The sequence below is a fragment of the Luteibacter anthropi genome (assembly GCF_011759365.1).
In the GTDB taxonomy this organism is placed as follows: Bacteria; Pseudomonadota; Gammaproteobacteria; order Xanthomonadales; family Rhodanobacteraceae; genus Luteibacter; species Luteibacter anthropi.
Genome location: NZ_JAARLZ010000008.1, coordinates 150,023 through 164,901 on the forward strand (window position 1 = coordinate 150,023; position 14,879 = coordinate 164,901).

A 14,879-nucleotide genomic window follows, 5' to 3' on the forward strand; every position below is an offset into this window, starting at 1 on the left:
TGGGGCCGTTATACTGGCCCGATGGCTTTTATTCCGCATCGATTCCAGGACGCCCGCGTATGACCCTGCGACTCCACCGTGACGTCGACGGGCCCTGTCTTGCGCCTGAAGGCAGCGTCGTGGCGATCGGCGCCTTCGACGGCCTGCACCTGGGGCACCAGGCGATTCTTGCCGAGGTGCGCCAGCGCGCGGCCGAGCGAGGTCTTGCGGGGGCGGTCATCACCTTCGAGCCGTTGCCGCGAGCCTACTTCTCGAAGGAGCCGGTGCCGCGTCTGTCTGGTGTCCGCGAGAAGGCTGAGGGCATGGGCGCGGCCGGTATCCGCGAACTGCTCTCGTTGCGCTTCGACCAGGCGCTGACCGAAATGTCCGCCGAAGACTTCGTCCACAAGGTGATCGTGCAGCGCATGGCCGCGCGCGAGGTCTGGGTAGGGGAGGACTTTCGTTTCGGTCACAAGCGCGGCGGCGATTTCGCCCTTTTGCAGCGGATGGGTGCCGAACTGGGTTTCACCGCCCATGCCGTGGCTCCCGTTCTCGTCGATGGTGAGCGGGTCTCGTCGTCGAAGGTGCGCACGCTGCTTGCCGAAAGCCGTTTCGCCGACGCGGCGACCCTGCTGGGTCGTCCTTTCGTCATCGATGGCCACGTAGAGCATGGTCAGCAGCTTGGCCGTACGCTTGGCTATCCCACGGCCAACATCCACCTGCGCGAGCGCGTGAGCCCCATCCAGGGCATTTTCGCGGTGCGCATCGGGGTGGGTGACGGCCCGTGCAGCTGGCCCGGCGTGGCAAGCCTCGGTTTCCGGCCTACCGTAAACGAAGTGCGCGAACCGCTGCTCGAAGCCCATCTGTTCGATTTCTCCGGCGACCTCTACGGCCAGCGCATCGGCGTGGAGTTCGTGCGGAAACTGCGCGATGAAGAAAAGTTCGACGGCCTCGATGCCTTGACCGCACAAATGCGCAAGGACGAGATCGCCGCCCGGCAGGCCCTTGGGATGAACCCCATACTTGTCGATGCATGACGTGATACGCGGCCGGACGGCCGCGACCCGACACCACCACGGTTCCCAGCGATGACCCAGGATTACAAGAACACCATCAACCTGCCGCAGACCGCGTTCCCCATGCGCGGCGACCTGCCCAAGCGCGAGCCCGAATGGCTGGCCACCTGGGAGCGCGTCGGCCGTTATGCACAGATCCAGGAAAAGACCGCCGGCCGCGACAAGGTGTTCGTGCTGCACGACGGCCCCCCGTACGCCAACGGCGCCATTCACCTGGGCCATGCGGTCAACAAGGTGCTGAAGGACGTCGTGGTCAAGTCGAAGCTGATGGCCGGCTACCGCGCACCTTACGTGCCGGGCTGGGACTGCCACGGCCTGCCCATCGAAATCGCCATCGAGAAGAAGTTCGGCAAGGCGGGCGACAAGCTCGACGCCGCCGCCTTCCGCCAGAAGTGCCGCGAGTACGCGCTGGCACAGATCGACCTGCAGCGCGGCGACTTCAAGCGCCTGGGCGTGCTGGGTGATTGGGAAAAACCCTACCGCACCCTCGATTTCACCTATGAAGCCGACATGATCCGCGCACTGGCGCGCATCGTGGACAACGGCCACGTGGTGCGCGGCGCCAAGCCCGTGTACTGGTGCTTCGACTGCGGCTCGGCGCTGGCCGAGGCGGAAATCGAATACGGCGAGAAGACCTCGCCCGCGGTCGACGTTGCCTACGACGCAATTTATCCGAAGGAAATCGGCGCCGAGTTCGGTGTGGATGTGGGCGACGCTATCGTTGCGATCCCCATCTGGACCACCACGCCGTGGACGCTGCCGTCCAGCCAGGCCGTGTCACTCGGTGGCGAAATCGAATACTCGCTGGTCGAAGGCCCGGCGCGTGACGGCAAGCGTGTGCTGCTGGTGCTGGCCTCGGCGCTCGCCGGCAAGGCACTCGCCCGTTACGGCGTGGAAGAAGTGACCGAACTCGGTCGCGTGCAGGGCGCCGTGCTTGAAAACAAGCTGCTCCAGCATCCGTTCTACGACCGCAAGGTGCCGGCAATCCTCGGTGACCACGTGTCGGCCGAAGACGGTACCGGCGCCGTGCATACCGCACCCGATCATGGCGCGGAAGACTTCGCCGTGGGCCTCAACTACGGCATCGGCACGCTCAACTACGTGGACGGTCGCGGCGTGTATCGCAGCGACGTTCCGCTGGCAGGCGATGTAGCGCTGGCCGGCCAGCACATCTGGAAGGCCAACGACGTCATCGTCGACCTGCTGCGTCCGCGCGGCGTGCTGCTGGCGGCAGCCAAGCTCACCCATAGCTATCCGAACTGCTGGCGCCACAAGACCCCGGTGATCTACCGCGCCACGCCGCAGTGGTTCATCAGCATGGAAGAAGCCAGCCTGCGTCGCACGGCGCTCACCTCGATCAAGAGCGTGCGCTGGGTGCCAGGCTGGGGCGAAGAGCGCATCGCCGGCATGATCGACGGCCGTCCCGACTGGTGCATCTCGCGCCAGCGCACCTGGGGCGTGCCCATCACGCTGTTCATCGACAAGAACACGCATGAGCCGCATCCGGATTCCGTTGCGCTGATGGAGAAGGTCGCCAGGCACGTGGAGAGCGAGGGCATCGATGCGTGGTTCACCCTTGACGCACGCGAACTGCTCGGCGATGACGCCGACAAGTACGAGAAGGTGACCGACGTCCTCGACGTGTGGTTCGACTCCGGCGTGAGCCACCATGCGGTGATCGGCGCACGTCCAGAACTGCAGGCCAACGGTGCCTCCGAATACAAGGTGATGTACCTCGAAGGTTCCGACCAGCATCGCGGCTGGTTCCAGTCATCGCTGCTCACCTCGGCGGCCATCCACGGTCGTGCGCCTTACGACCATGTGCTTACCCACGGCTTCACCGTGGACGCGCAGGGCCGCAAGATGTCCAAGTCGCTGGGCAACGGTATCGAGCCGCAGGACATCATGAAGACCCTGGGCGCGGACATCCTGCGCCTGTGGATCTGCTCCACCGACTACCGCAACGAGATGTCGCTGTCCGACGAAATCCTGAAGCGCGTGTCGGATACGTATCGCCGCATCCGCAACACGGCGCGCTTCCTGCTGGGCAATCTCGATGGGTTCGATCCCGACAAGCATCTGCTCGCCACCGAGGCCTGTCTCGACCTGGACCGCTGGGCGGTGCAGCAGGCGGCTGACACGCAGGTGGCCATCGTGGCGGCATACGAGCGTTACGACTTCCCCGAGATCGTCCAGCGCGTACAGAACTTCTGCACCAACGAACTGGGTGCGTTGTACCTCGACGTCACCAAGGATCGCCTCTACACGATGCCGACCGACAGCAAGGGTCGTCGCAGCGCACAGAGCGCGATGTACCGCATCGTCGAGGCCATGGTGCGCTGGATCGCGCCGATCCTGAGCTTCACCGCCGAAGAAATCTGGCAGAGCCTGCCCGGCTCGCGTGACGAATCGGTGCTGTTCAACACCTTCTACGAGGGCCTGGATGTGCGCCAGGACGGCGACCAGCGCGGCTGGTGGTCGAACCTGATCGCCATTCGCGACACGGCCTCGCGCGTGCTCGAGAGCATGCGCAAGGCCGGCCAGATCGGCGCCTCGCTCGATGCCACGCTGACGATCCATGCCGACAAGGCCGTGCAATCGGCCCTGGCTGAATCAGCTGGGGAGCTTCGCTTCTTCTTCATCACCTCCGATGTGATCCTTGCGCCGGTCGACGGTCGTCCGGAGTCGGCAGAGAAGGTGGAAACCGAACTCGGCGAGGTCTACGTGTCGGCCAGCGTCAACGACGACACCAAGTGCGTCCGCTGCTGGCACCATCGTCCCGACGTCGGCGCGGATCCCGCTCATTCGGAACTCTGTGGCCGTTGCGTCGAGAACGTGGCGGGGCAGGGTGAGGACCGTCGCTGGTTCTGATCCGGCGTCGTCCCCCATACCCGCGCCACCGGATGGCGCGGGTCGCTCCCGTAACCCATGGCTGACCGAATGACCCTACGTCCCAAACCCAATGCACTGTCCTGGCTGTGGCTCGCCGCGGCCATGATCGTGCTCGACCAGCTGACCAAATGGTGGGCCCTGTCGGCCCTTCAGCCCGCCGAGACACCGCATCCGGTGATTCCGGGCATCCTCAACTGGACGCTTACCTTCAACACAGGCGCAGCCTTCAGCTTCCTGGCGGACAGCGCTGGCTGGCAGCGCTGGTTCTTCGCCCTGCTGGCGGTGGGCATCAGCGCCACGCTGAGCGTGTGGCTGTCGCGCACCCCGCGCAACGACTGGCGTACGGCCCTGCCGCTGGCCCTGATCGTCGGCGGCGCCCTGGGCAACCTGATCGATCGCCTGCACGCGGCCAAGGTCACGGATTTCATCCAGGTTTTCCTGGGCAGCTACCCGTTTCCGGTGTTCAACGTGGCCGATTCGGCCATCAGCGTGGGTGCCGTGGCGCTGATCGTGTTCAGCATCTTCTCCGGCTCCCAGAAGAAGTCTTGAGCCTCCCTGTAGGAGCGCGCCTTGCGCGCGACCGGGGCGGAGCCTTTCGACACACGGCTCCGCCCCGGTCGCGCGCAAGGCGCGCTCCTACACAAGCCAGCATCGCATCGGCGATTTTCCCGGCAGGAACCCTCGCCCGGCACCTGCTGAGCCAGCCATGCGATAATGCGCAGGCAATCCACCAGCGGCCCTGCGGCCGCCACGAGGCACCTCTTGGATATCCTCCTCGCCAATCCCCGCGGTTTCTGCGCAGGCGTCGACCGCGCCATCGCCATCGTCGAGCGCGCGCTCGAATCCTATGGCGCGCCGATCTACGTTCGTCACGAAGTCGTCCATAACCGCTACGTCGTCGAGCGCCTGCGCGCCGACGGTGCGATCTTCGTCGAGGAGCTGGACGAAGTACCGGACAACGCCACGGTGATCTTCAGCGCCCATGGCGTGCCCAAGGCCGTGCGCGAGGAAGCCGACCGCCGTGGCCTGAAGGTGTTCGATGCCACGTGCCCCCTGGTAACCAAGGTCCACATGGAGGTCGCCCGCCTGGGGCGTGCGGGCTACGACGTGATCCTGATCGGCCACGCAGGCCATCCGGAGGTCGAAGGCACCATGGGTCAGTGGAATCCGGTCAACCCCGGCACGATCTACCTGGTCGAATCGGTCGACGATGTCCTTCGTCTGGAACCAGGCCAGCCCGAAAAACTCGCCTTCGTCACCCAGACCACGCTATCGGTCGACGACACCATTGCCATCATCAAGGCCCTGCGCGAAAAGTTCACCGCCATCGAAGGCCCCCGCAAGGACGACATCTGCTACGCCACGCAAAATCGCCAGGACGCCGTACGCCGCCTCGCCGACGCGGTAGACCTCGTGCTGGTCGTGGGCTCGGTCAACAGCTCCAACTCCAACCGCCTGCGTGAGCTCGCTGAAAAGCAGGGCGTCACCTCCTACCTGATCGATGGCGCCGAGCATATCGAAAAGGCCTGGGTTGACGGCAAGACCCGCATCGGCGTCACCGCCGGTGCCTCGGCCCCCGAGAAGCTCGTGCGCGAGGTCATCGCCCGCCTCCAGTCGTGGGGCGCCGGCAGCGTACGCGAACTGGACGGCGAAGCCGAGAACATCACCTTCGCCCTGCCCAAGGAGCTGCGACTGGCAAGCTAAGGCTTGCGTCCCGGCTTCGGGTTACCTACAATTCCGCCTCTCGCCGGAATAGCTCAGTTGGTAGAGCGCGTCATTCGTAATGATGAGGTCGTAGGTTCGATTCCTATTTCCGGCACCAAAGACCAGTCCAGGGGCGTCCACACGAGTCCATGAGACGCAACTAAACCAGCGGAAACGCTGGTTTTTTTGTGCCCAGGCGTCCTGTGATGTCCAAGGGCATCCAGCCAGGCATGTGAGTAAGCGTGTGAGTAAAGTTCGCCCATCACCGCTACTCAAAGGGCGTTACTCACGAGGAGATACGCATGAACGGATCGAAACTTGGTGCAGTATTCGCCGTACTCGCGTGCGCAGTCGCGGGCTGCGCAAGTCAGCCCAAGGGGCATGTTGTTTCCACGGGGCCTGGCATCGTGGTTCAGGAGACGAAGCCGGCCGGTTATCCGACCACCCGCATCGAGAAAGATGATCTGGGGAATTGCACGCGAATCGAAGAGGATTTCACCCCGGGGCTGACGGTCCAGGGAAACAAGACGTGGAACAAAGTCTCGAAGATCACAAGCCTCGGTATCAATTGTCCCGCGTGATAGAACTGCGCAGGCTATTTACTTCGCGTCCATGATTGCCTGTTCGAGTTCTGCATGCGCATCATCGACTTTGCGCTGTCGCTCTGTGATCTTCTCAGGGCTCTTGCCCTGATCCCGGGCTTCTTTAAGATCAAGCTGCTTTTTGGCCAGTTTGTCCTGCGCCTTGGATATCTTTTTAGCCGCATCACTACGAAGTGACTCGTCGGTGCAATGAGCCTCCACCTCTGCCAGCGCTCTTTGCAGCCCTTGCACGCGTGCCGGATTCGCATGCGCCCGGGCATACGCGATTTCGCCCTCGATCACTTGCCGCTTGGCATCGCACCCACCCGACTGGGCGGTGGCCGCAGATGAGGCCACGATAAGGGCGAACATCATCCAGGGAATAACGATTTTCACGGAAGACTCCTTCACGCAGGCCGTAGGGGCGCCAGCATCGCACGCCCCCGATTTCGCCGCCCGGATTCAGCGGCAGCGGCTGGACAGGTAGGTGGCAGCTTCAGCCTCCGCTGCCGATGTCTGCTCCGGTGTCAGTTGACTCGCAAGACTGTCGCGTTCCGGTTTCGCAATCAGTGCCGGCTTGAGGGTAGCGAGCTCGGTCTGGAAAGCGTATGCCTTGGCGGCGTCTTTCTCATAAAGCGAGCCGCCCTTCAGGCGTTGGTCGTAAAGCGTGCGAAGTGCATCGACATTGCATGATTGAGCCAGGGTCTCCAGATAGTTCCTGGATTTGCCAACCACCTCATACTTGATTGAGGTGCTTGCCCTTGTGCCAAGAAGACGTTTCTCCTCATCCATTGCGGAGGTCGCGTAGACGTACGTGGCTTCGGGTAATCCGCCTTCGGCGGCAGTAGTGAGCCAGGAGAACGCCGAGTCGAGGTCTGCCTGGGTGACTCCCTTGCAGTAGGCATCTGCCTTCCCGCCCGAAGATTGCTCCCTGAGGTCGCGGCATTTGCGGAGTCCTTCATAAAGCGAAGCTGCTTTGGCCGATGCGTCGGCCGTGCCCGTGGAGGCCTGTTTCTTCAGCAGGGGGATCTGCTGGTGAAACAGTGTGTCCGGAGCAGGGATGCCATTGAACGAAAAGGCTTTCGGGTACGCATCGCTACGGTTCGATGCGTCGGGAAGGGCTTGGGCGGCCCACGGAATCATGGCGCCGACAATGGCAAAAAAAATGAACTTCATACGTCTTCTCCCTGACTGCATGGTGTGAAGGATCTGCGGTTCGTTTCGAATATTACAGCTGGTCTGGACGCAGTCTGTAGGTGATCCCCTACAAGTAGCGCATGGCATAGGGGGCGATGGGAAGGCTAAGCATTGTCTGAATGACGTCACGGATGGGGTAATACGCTCCCGGATTCGCGAGGTAAGCTCATTCACGGGATACCCAGGGATTTCGGTCATGCGACGTTGGATCATGGTATTTGCACTCATCGCAGCTTGCGTGGCACACGCGGAGCATTCGCCCCAGCAGCAGGAGGAGGCGAGCAAGATCGTCGACCGTGACCTGAAGCGCATGAAGAATACGGGACAGGAAACCCGACGACTCAACGACATGATCCAGCGGGCCAGCCCCGATCAGAAACACGAGTACGGAAAACTCGTGAAGCAGCGGGACTTGCAGACACCCGGTACGCCGTGGGAAGCCCCTTCTGCATTGAACGCGCCTTCGCCTGTCACCGAGCCCAGCCATCCTGCCTGGCATGCTCCTGGGAATGCGGAGCTTCCCTACAGGTCGCCAGGCCGTAGCCCCGCTGTGAAGGAGAGCCTTCAGGCCACGCGGTCGGCGTGCGAGGCCAGTACGCATCCGGAGCACGACGCAACGTGCCAGGCGTTGTCGACGAGCAGCGGCTACTGATGGGGATGCAAATGATGAAAATCGTCACTTCATGGACGCCCGTAACCTGTCATGTCGTTGGGCATCGACGATTCATGGCAGCAGGGCTGCTGCGTTAGTCCATCTGGCACATGTCGATACGGTGCAGGGGGAAAACCATGGGCGCTTCCCTGCACCGAGTACGAATCGCATGACATCTCCTGCCCCCGGCGCCTCGCATGCCGGGCCCAAGAAAGCGCGTATCCCAGGCCTCGATCTCATCCGCGGCGTGGCTATCCTTGGCATTCTTGCGGTGAATGCCGATGGCTTTGCCGTGCCCATTTCTGCATCGCTCAAGCCGGAATACTGGCCGTTTCCGAGCGAAGGCTGGACGGCGTTTTCCTATTGGGTCATGGACGCGTTCTTCCATGAGAAGTTCGTGACCCTGTTCTCCATGCTTTTCGGTGTGTCGTTGTTTCTGGTTGGCGGTGAGCGTAGCGATACCACGCGCGGTCGCATACTCGCACGGCGGCTTGCTGCATTGTTGTTCTTCGCCATGTTGCACGGCTTCGGTATCTGGTGGGGCGACATACTTTCCCTGTATGCCGTCACGGGTTTCATCATGTTCTTCGGCCGGTCGTGGAAGCCACGTACCCTGATGGCGGCCGGTGTGTGTCTGTTCCTGCTTCTTTCGCTCCGGTCGCTGCCGCATGCCGGGGTGGCGCCTGCCACCGTTGCGCCAACGGTTCAGGTGGCTACGGCGCCTGAGCCTTCCGATAATGCCGTCATCGAGCGCAAGGCGCACATCGCCTCGCAGATCGAATCGGCCAGATCGTCCTGGGCCGGTGCCTATCGCAGCAATACACAGTCCTACCTCAAGGTGTTGCATGGTGACATCGACCTGATTCCGTCGACGCTCGCACTCATGATGATCGGCCTTGCCCTGTTCAAGTACGGGTTCTTTGCCGGAACGATCGACAACCGGCGCTATCTGGCGCTGCTGCTGATCGGAAGCATGGCGCTCGTCGTAGTGGGCTGGTTGACATGGCAGAAAGATATGCTTGGCGTTTCCATCAAAGGCAGCGAGTTCATCGAGGTGATTCTTTCGCCATGGGTGGCACTTGCCTATGCTTCCGGCCTCATCCTTCTTGTGAAGGGTGGCGCGAAGCGTCTTTTCTCGCCACTCGTGGCAGCCGGACGCATGGCCTTCACCAACTACCTCACCCAGTCGTTGATCATGACCACCATCTTCTACGGTGGCCGTGGCGGGCTGATGGGTGAAGTTGATCGTCCGGCACTTTGGGCGATGGTGATCGGCATCTGGTGTCTTCAGCTTGTGTGGTCGCCACTATGGATGGCGCGCTTCGAGATGGGGCCGTTTGAATGGGTCTGGCGTTGCATGACGTATGGTCGTCGTGTCCCGATCCGCAAGGCCGCCTGACCGAAGGGCAGGGATGCCCTGAAATTGCCCTTATTTGGCCATCGGAGTCGCCACTTGCCGCTGCAATCTTTGCGCTCCCCCAATCCAGGATGTATTGCGATGATGATGCAAGTCTTTCGTGGCGTGGCCCTGTCCCTCGTGGCGGGTTCGGCACTGGCCGCGGTCCCCGCCGGGAATCTTCGCGCATCGCTGGAGCAGGTCGCCAACCAGGCACGCCCGGGCACCATGGGTATCCTGGTGATGGACCCGGCCAGTCACGAGACCATCAAGATCAATGATGGCCGGAGCTACCTGATGATGAGCGTCTTCAAGGCGCCGGTGGCCGCCACCGTGCTCGACCAGATCGACCACGGCAAGCTCTCGTTCGATCAGAAGGTGCACCTGACGCCCGCGGACGTCGTCGGCGGGTCGGCAGTGCCATCGCTGGGTGTACGGCTGAAGTCGGGACCGCTCGACGTCACCATCGATGAACTGCTGCATGCGGCCGTCACGCAAAGCGACAACACGGCCGTCGATGCCCTGATACGAGTGCTGGGCGGTGGCAAGACCGTTACGACATACCTGGAAAGCAAGGGTGTGCGTGGCATGCGTATCGACATGGGCGAACGTGAGCTGGGCGCCATGCTTGAAGGCCTGAAGCCGGGCGAGGCGCCTCCGGCCAATGAGTCATCTCCCGCCGGCGACCTGCGGGAAAAGAAGGGATTTGAAGCGGTGCTTGCCAGCAAGGTGAATTCGACCACGCTGGATGGGGCGGGTTCGTTTCTTGATCACCTGCAGGCGGGCCAGTTGCTGCCCCCCGCATTCACGAAACGCCTGCTTGACATGATGACGGCCCAGGTTATCCCCAATCGCATCCGCGCGGGGCTGCCACAGGGTTTTCAGCTTGCGGACAAGACAGGTACGGCATTGACGTACGCCGATCGCATTGGTGCCTGGAACGATATCGGCGTGATCACCGGGCCGGATGGACGCAAGAAAATCGTTGCCGTATTCCTCAGTGACTCGCCCGCCGATCGCAAGCAGGCGGATGCGTGGTTCGCGGAAGTGGGGCGCCTTGTTGCGGCATCGATGAAGTGAGCACAAGGTGCCATCGCATGGCGATGGCACCTTGTAGGCTTACTTAGAAACGATATTCCATGCTGGCGGCCCAAAGGTTGGTGCCCACCGTTGTATGGTTGAATCGCGGTGCGAAGTGGTCGTAAGTGATTTGCAGGTCGAGCTTCGGCGTGAGGTGGTAACCGGCGCCCACGCCCGCGTAGTAGCGCGTGCTGTAGGTGGACCTGGTGAAGTGGTCCTTGTCGTAGTCGCCGTCGAAGGTGCCGTACGCGGTTACGGATGCCTTGAGGCGATAGCGGGCGACACCAGCGCGCATCAGCACGAAGAAGTTGTCCGTCATGTCCCATTTGGCATTCGCACCAAGCAGGAGAGCCTTCGTGGCCGCCTTGCTGCGATAGCTTGTGGATATCGAGTGGCTGGCTCCAGTCATATCCGCGAACTGGTAGGCGTAGCCACCGGAGAACTTCCGGTTGCCCAGATCCTGGTATCCGCCTTCAAGCCCGAGGTAGAAAGACGGCGCTACCGTCCAGCGGTATCCGCCCGTGATTCCATAGGCGAATTCGCCGTGGCCGCTATTGCGGGCCTGGCCCGCCGAGCCCTGCACGAATGCACCGCTGCTATCTGCATGTGCTGCTGACATCGACCCAATGGCAGCCAATGCTGCTGCCACCAACCATTGCTTTTTCATATGCCCTGTTCCTTTTTTTTCTGAAAACCGCGCACGTCCTGCGTGGCGCGTCGCATCTTAGGAACGTGATTCGTAAATTCCTGTAGGGGATCGCCTACACGAAGCACTCAGAATCATCTGGTATTCATTAAGCAAACTGGAAGCTGACGCGCAGTTCCGCATCGGATGGAAAACGCTTGAAAAAGTGATCGGTTTATGGGGTAGGGGGAGTGACCCCGAGTTGCGTTGGTACGAGAACGAGCCAGCGCAAAAGGTATCCGGTCAGGTGGCAAAGCCCTTCGATGGCGACATCCAGCAACTTCGTCGCGCGCGCCTGCGCCTGATCCTCGATGAATTACGCGTCGAGGGAGCTCCCAGCCTGACGGCTCAGGCGCTTGCACTTGGCATTCATGCCTTCGATCTGGCGGAAATCGTCGAGGGGGCGGATATCGAGGACCGTATGGCACGGGATATCGAGTGGGCCATGAACCTGCGCAGCGGCTGGCTGGACGACGAATCCAGTCTCTGAATCCTGTATGGCAGGTCAGGCCGTCGCAAGCGGCCGGCGCGCTTGCCACGCCATGAGCGCCCCTACCAGCACATAGAACATCGCGCCGAATACCCAGGTTGCGCCGGGCCATGTCGTGCGTGTCAGCGCATAACTCGTGCTGACGACCAGCGGGCCGACGATACCCATCAGGCTTGCCACGCTGGCCAGCATGCCCTGAAGTTCACCCTGCCGCGCTTGGTCTACTTCCCGCGAGAGCATGGCCTGCAAGGCAGGAAGTGCCATGCCGCCCGCGGCGAAGAGGGGCAGCAGCACAAAGGGGATCCACGACCGCGTGGCAAAAGAAATAAGCAGCATGCCAAGCGCATCCGCAGCGAGCCCCGTTAGCAACGCCCTGCGTTCACCAAACCGCTCGACGATGGCCCCCGTCCCGAATGCCTGCGCCAGCGCATGGCATGCACCGTATCCCGCGAGCGACAACCCGGCGACGGACAGCGACCAGCCAAGCCGGTCCTGGCCGTAGAGGATCCACAGGGTGGCGGGAATCTGCGACACCAGCGCCAGCAGGGCGAACACGGTAACCAGCTGAACCAGCATCGGACCACCGGCCAGGCGATGCAGGGTGGTGAATGGGTTCATGGCCTTCAGCGAGAGACGAGGCCGGCTTTCCGCAGGCCGGGATTCCGGCAGCAGGAAATAGGCGAACAGTGCATTGGCGCCATTGAGGATGGCGGCGGCTACGAAGGGGGCCCGCAGGTGCCAGTCGCCCAGAAGGCCGCCAAGCACGGGGCCGGCAATGAAGCCGATGCCGAACATGGCACCCAGTTGCCCGAAGCGCTTCGCGCGAAGCCCTGGCGCCGTGATGTCGGTGAGCAACGCCGTGGCCACGGCCATGTTCGCCCCGGTGGCACCGGCGAGCAGGCGGCCTGCATAGAGCCAGCCCAGCGAGGGTGCCAGGGCCATCAGCACATAGTCCGCAGCGGCTCCCGCCATCGAAACCAACAGGACCGGACGTCGGCCGAAGCGGTCGCTCAGGGCTCCAAGGACCGGAGCACAAAGAAATTGCATGAGCGCATAGGCAGCCATCAGTCCGCCGTAATGGAAGGTGCGCAGGTCGGCAGACGTGAGCGTGCGTAGCAGGCCCGGCAGGATGGGCATGACCAGTCCCAGCCCGATGGCATCGAGCAGGATGGCCGCGAGGATGACGGGAAAGGCAAAACGCATGTCGAGATCTCTATCAATGATAGGGAGACATGGTGCCACCATTTCTCTATCATTGATAGGGTATGGCTGAATCCACATCATCCCGCACCTCGCAGCCCAGCCGCCGGCTTGGCAAGGACGACGTCGTCCGTGGTGCCCTGGCCTTGCTGAACGAGATAGGCATCGACGCCCTCAGTACGCGACGGCTGGCTGACTACCTGGGCGTGCGCTCACCGACGCTCTACTGGCACTTCCCCAGCAAGGAGGCCTTGCTGGAGGCCATGGCCGAGAGCGTGATGCTGGAACGCCAGGCAGCACAGCAGCCACCGTCGGCGGGCGCGTACTGGAAAGACTGGTTCATCGAAAACGCGGTCAGTTTCCGCGCGGCGCTGCTGGCCTATCGGGATGGGGCCCGGCTGCATGCCGGGTCACGCCCGCGACCGGGCCAGTTCGATTCCATCGAGGCAAGAGTGGCCGCCCTTCGGCAGGCAGGCTTCGAGCCCGGGGAGGCCGTGCGCCTCATGATGTCGGCAGGCCGTTTCGTGGTCGGCTGGGTGCTGGAAGAACAGGCGACCCGCATGGACGACGGTCACGAATCGCCCGTGGCCGATCACCACCCCCTGTTGCAGGAAGGGTGGGCAACGCTGGCGGCCATGGACCCGGATGCCGCCTTCGTCGACGCCGTCAGCCTGCTGGCCGACGGCGCGGAGGCGGCGATGCGCCGCCGGAAAGGCGACTGATTCAGGCGGCCAGGCGAGCCTGCGCGCCCAGGTAACGCAGGCCGATGGACAGGGCCATGTCGTAGCCGGCCATGGCATCACCGGGCACCACGACGCTCACGAGCGACGGATGCGCGGGCGCAAGCATGGAGGCGTCCGCCTCGTCGCTGCCGTCGTGGATTTCGATGTAGGGAACGTCCAGCGATGAAAGCGCGCGGCGAAGGGGGATGACGTCCGCTTCCGGGACATCGGCAGCATCCACGTCGAGCAGCACGAGCTCGGCATGATCGATCAGCGAGCGATCGAGATATCCCGTCAGTTCGACGAAGTCGTTGCATGGGCGCCAGAGCAGATCCATGCCGGCCGCCTGCGCCCGCTCCCACAGGCGCCACATGGCGCCTTCGGCAAGATGTACGGGCTGGTTGTGGCATGGGCCGGTGATGACGACGATCGACATCGGGGGAACTCGCTGGAAGGGGAGTTCAGTATCCGGGGGGATTCCGTAAAAAAGCTGCCCGTACCAGGGCCGTTCGGGGTAACGGTTGCGTAAAGAGACCTGGCTCGTGGTGCAGCGTGGCAGGGAAATGCTAATTTGCCCGCTTTCGCCAAAAGAGCTGGACATGGACGCACCGCAAGACACCTTCCGCACAACCCGGCTGCATCTGGATTCCCTGGTTTCCGCGGATGCGGAAACCCTTTTCGCCTATCGTGGCGATGATGCGGTAGCCCGTTACCAGGGGTGGCGTCCGAAGGATCTTGCCGAAGCACGACGCTTCATCGATGAACAGCAATCCACCCCCTTCCGCCGGCCTGACAGCTGGGCCCAGCTCGCCATCCGCGACAGGGATACCGGTGAGCTGCTGGGTGATCTGGGCGTGCACTTTCCCGCCAGCACGGATGACGCCATCGAGTTCGGTGTATCCCTGCGGCCGGACCGCCAGGGAAAGGGTTACGCCAGGGAGGCAATGAGCGCGATGCTCGACGCATCCTTCAGCGACTGGGGTTACCGTCGCGCCGTGGGCTCCGTCGATCCACGCAATGTTGCCAGCATCGCATTGCTGAAGTCGCTCGGTTTCCGTCAGGAGGCCCACCACGTCGAAAGTTATTTCTTTCGAGGGGAATGGGTAGACGACATGATCTTTGCGATGCTGGCACGGGAATGGCGCTCATCTTCCCGATGAAAGGGTAACCATGCGCCAAAACGGCAAGTTATGTCGATATGAACGCCGATCGCCGGAAATGCATA

16 protein-coding genes and 1 tRNA gene are annotated in these 14,879 nt (G+C 62.6%); 12 read left to right on the forward strand and 5 right to left on the reverse strand.

Annotation, left to right across the window (positions count from 1 at the left end; genetic code table 11):
• The first annotated feature begins 59 nt into the window (after positions 1-59).
• From HBF25_RS15325 to HBF25_RS15350, 6 genes are all read left to right on the forward strand, one after another.
• The gene (locus tag HBF25_RS15325) at positions 60-1,016 is read left to right on the forward strand and encodes a bifunctional riboflavin kinase/FAD synthetase (RefSeq protein WP_166949905.1); all 957 of its coding nucleotides are present in this window, start codon (positions 60-62) and stop codon (positions 1,014-1,016) included.
• 51 nt (positions 1,017-1,067) lie between these two features.
• Complete coding sequence (gene ileS / locus HBF25_RS15330; protein ID WP_166949907.1) at positions 1,068-3,926, forward strand: isoleucine--tRNA ligase; 2,859 nt, start codon at positions 1,068-1,070, stop codon at positions 3,924-3,926.
• A 69-nt stretch (positions 3,927-3,995) separates the two neighbouring features.
• A complete protein-coding gene (gene lspA, locus HBF25_RS15335; protein WP_166949909.1) occupies positions 3,996-4,496 on the forward strand; it encodes a signal peptidase II in 501 nt (166 codons plus the stop codon).
• Positions 4,497-4,709: 213 nt separating this feature from the next.
• Positions 4,710-5,651, forward strand: a complete 942-nt coding sequence (gene ispH, locus HBF25_RS15340; protein WP_166949911.1) for a 4-hydroxy-3-methylbut-2-enyl diphosphate reductase — start codon at positions 4,710-4,712, stop codon at positions 5,649-5,651.
• Between the two features lie 42 nt (positions 5,652-5,693).
• Positions 5,694-5,769: transfer RNA gene (locus HBF25_RS15345), tRNA-Thr, on the forward strand.
• 184 nt (positions 5,770-5,953) lie between these two features.
• Positions 5,954-6,232, forward strand: coding sequence for a hypothetical protein (locus HBF25_RS15350; protein WP_166949913.1), 279 nt, complete (start codon positions 5,954-5,956; stop codon positions 6,230-6,232).
• Positions 6,233-6,250: 18 nt separating this feature from the next.
• Here the strand turns inward: HBF25_RS15350 and HBF25_RS15355 are convergent, their stop codons facing one another.
• Together HBF25_RS15355 and HBF25_RS15360 are read right to left on the reverse strand one after the other, a co-directional pair.
• Entirely contained in the window at positions 6,251-6,628 is a 378-nt protein-coding gene (locus tag HBF25_RS15355) for a DUF1090 domain-containing protein (protein WP_208392613.1), read from the reverse strand.
• 66 nt (positions 6,629-6,694) lie between these two features.
• A complete protein-coding gene (locus HBF25_RS15360) occupies positions 6,695-7,408 on the reverse strand; it encodes a hypothetical protein (protein ID WP_166949915.1) in 714 nt (237 codons plus the stop codon).
• 217 nt (positions 7,409-7,625) lie between these two features.
• Between HBF25_RS15360 and HBF25_RS15365 the strand changes: the two genes are divergently transcribed.
• From HBF25_RS15365 to bla, 3 genes are all read left to right on the forward strand, one after another.
• Positions 7,626-8,081 carry a hypothetical protein gene (locus tag HBF25_RS15365; protein WP_166949917.1) on the forward strand — a complete coding sequence of 152 codons (456 nt, stop codon included), beginning with the start codon at positions 7,626-7,628 and terminating at the stop codon, positions 8,079-8,081.
• A 169-nt stretch (positions 8,082-8,250) separates the two neighbouring features.
• On the forward strand, positions 8,251-9,480 hold the full coding sequence (locus HBF25_RS15370) for a DUF418 domain-containing protein (RefSeq protein ID WP_166949918.1): 1,230 nt from the start codon (positions 8,251-8,253) through the stop codon (positions 9,478-9,480).
• Between the two features lie 99 nt (positions 9,481-9,579).
• On the forward strand, positions 9,580-10,557 hold the full coding sequence (gene bla, locus HBF25_RS15375) for a class A beta-lactamase (RefSeq protein WP_166949920.1): 978 nt from the start codon (positions 9,580-9,582) through the stop codon (positions 10,555-10,557).
• Positions 10,558-10,600: 43 nt separating this feature from the next.
• Here the strand turns inward: bla and HBF25_RS15380 are convergent, their stop codons facing one another.
• The gene (locus HBF25_RS15380; RefSeq protein ID WP_166949922.1) at positions 10,601-11,224 is read right to left on the reverse strand and encodes an outer membrane protein; all 624 of its coding nucleotides are present in this window, start codon (positions 11,222-11,224) and stop codon (positions 10,601-10,603) included.
• A 265-nt stretch (positions 11,225-11,489) separates the two neighbouring features.
• Between HBF25_RS15380 and HBF25_RS15385 the strand changes: the two genes are divergently transcribed.
• The gene (locus tag HBF25_RS15385; RefSeq protein ID WP_166949924.1) at positions 11,490-11,732 is read left to right on the forward strand and encodes a hypothetical protein; all 243 of its coding nucleotides are present in this window, start codon (positions 11,490-11,492) and stop codon (positions 11,730-11,732) included.
• Between the two features lie 15 nt (positions 11,733-11,747).
• Here HBF25_RS15385 and tet read toward each other — a convergent pair whose 3' ends face one another.
• The gene (gene tet, locus HBF25_RS15390; RefSeq protein ID WP_166949926.1) at positions 11,748-12,935 is read right to left on the reverse strand and encodes a Tet(A)/Tet(B)/Tet(C) family tetracycline efflux MFS transporter; all 1,188 of its coding nucleotides are present in this window, start codon (positions 12,933-12,935) and stop codon (positions 11,748-11,750) included.
• A gap of 62 nt (positions 12,936-12,997) precedes the next feature.
• On the opposite strand from tet, the gene HBF25_RS15395 reads away from it, so the two are divergent.
• On the forward strand, positions 12,998-13,654 hold the full coding sequence (locus HBF25_RS15395) for a TetR/AcrR family transcriptional regulator C-terminal domain-containing protein (protein WP_166949928.1): 657 nt from the start codon (positions 12,998-13,000) through the stop codon (positions 13,652-13,654).
• A gap of 1 nt (position 13,655) precedes the next feature.
• Here the strand turns inward: HBF25_RS15395 and HBF25_RS15400 are convergent, their stop codons facing one another.
• Positions 13,656-14,090 (reverse strand): hypothetical protein, encoded by a 435-nt coding sequence (locus HBF25_RS15400; RefSeq protein ID WP_166949929.1) that lies wholly within the window; start codon positions 14,088-14,090, stop codon positions 13,656-13,658.
• 163 nt (positions 14,091-14,253) lie between these two features.
• On the opposite strand from HBF25_RS15400, the gene HBF25_RS15405 reads away from it, so the two are divergent.
• Positions 14,254-14,814, forward strand: a complete 561-nt coding sequence (locus HBF25_RS15405; RefSeq protein ID WP_166949930.1) for a GNAT family N-acetyltransferase — start codon at positions 14,254-14,256, stop codon at positions 14,812-14,814.
• The last annotated feature ends 65 nt before the right edge of the window (positions 14,815-14,879 follow it).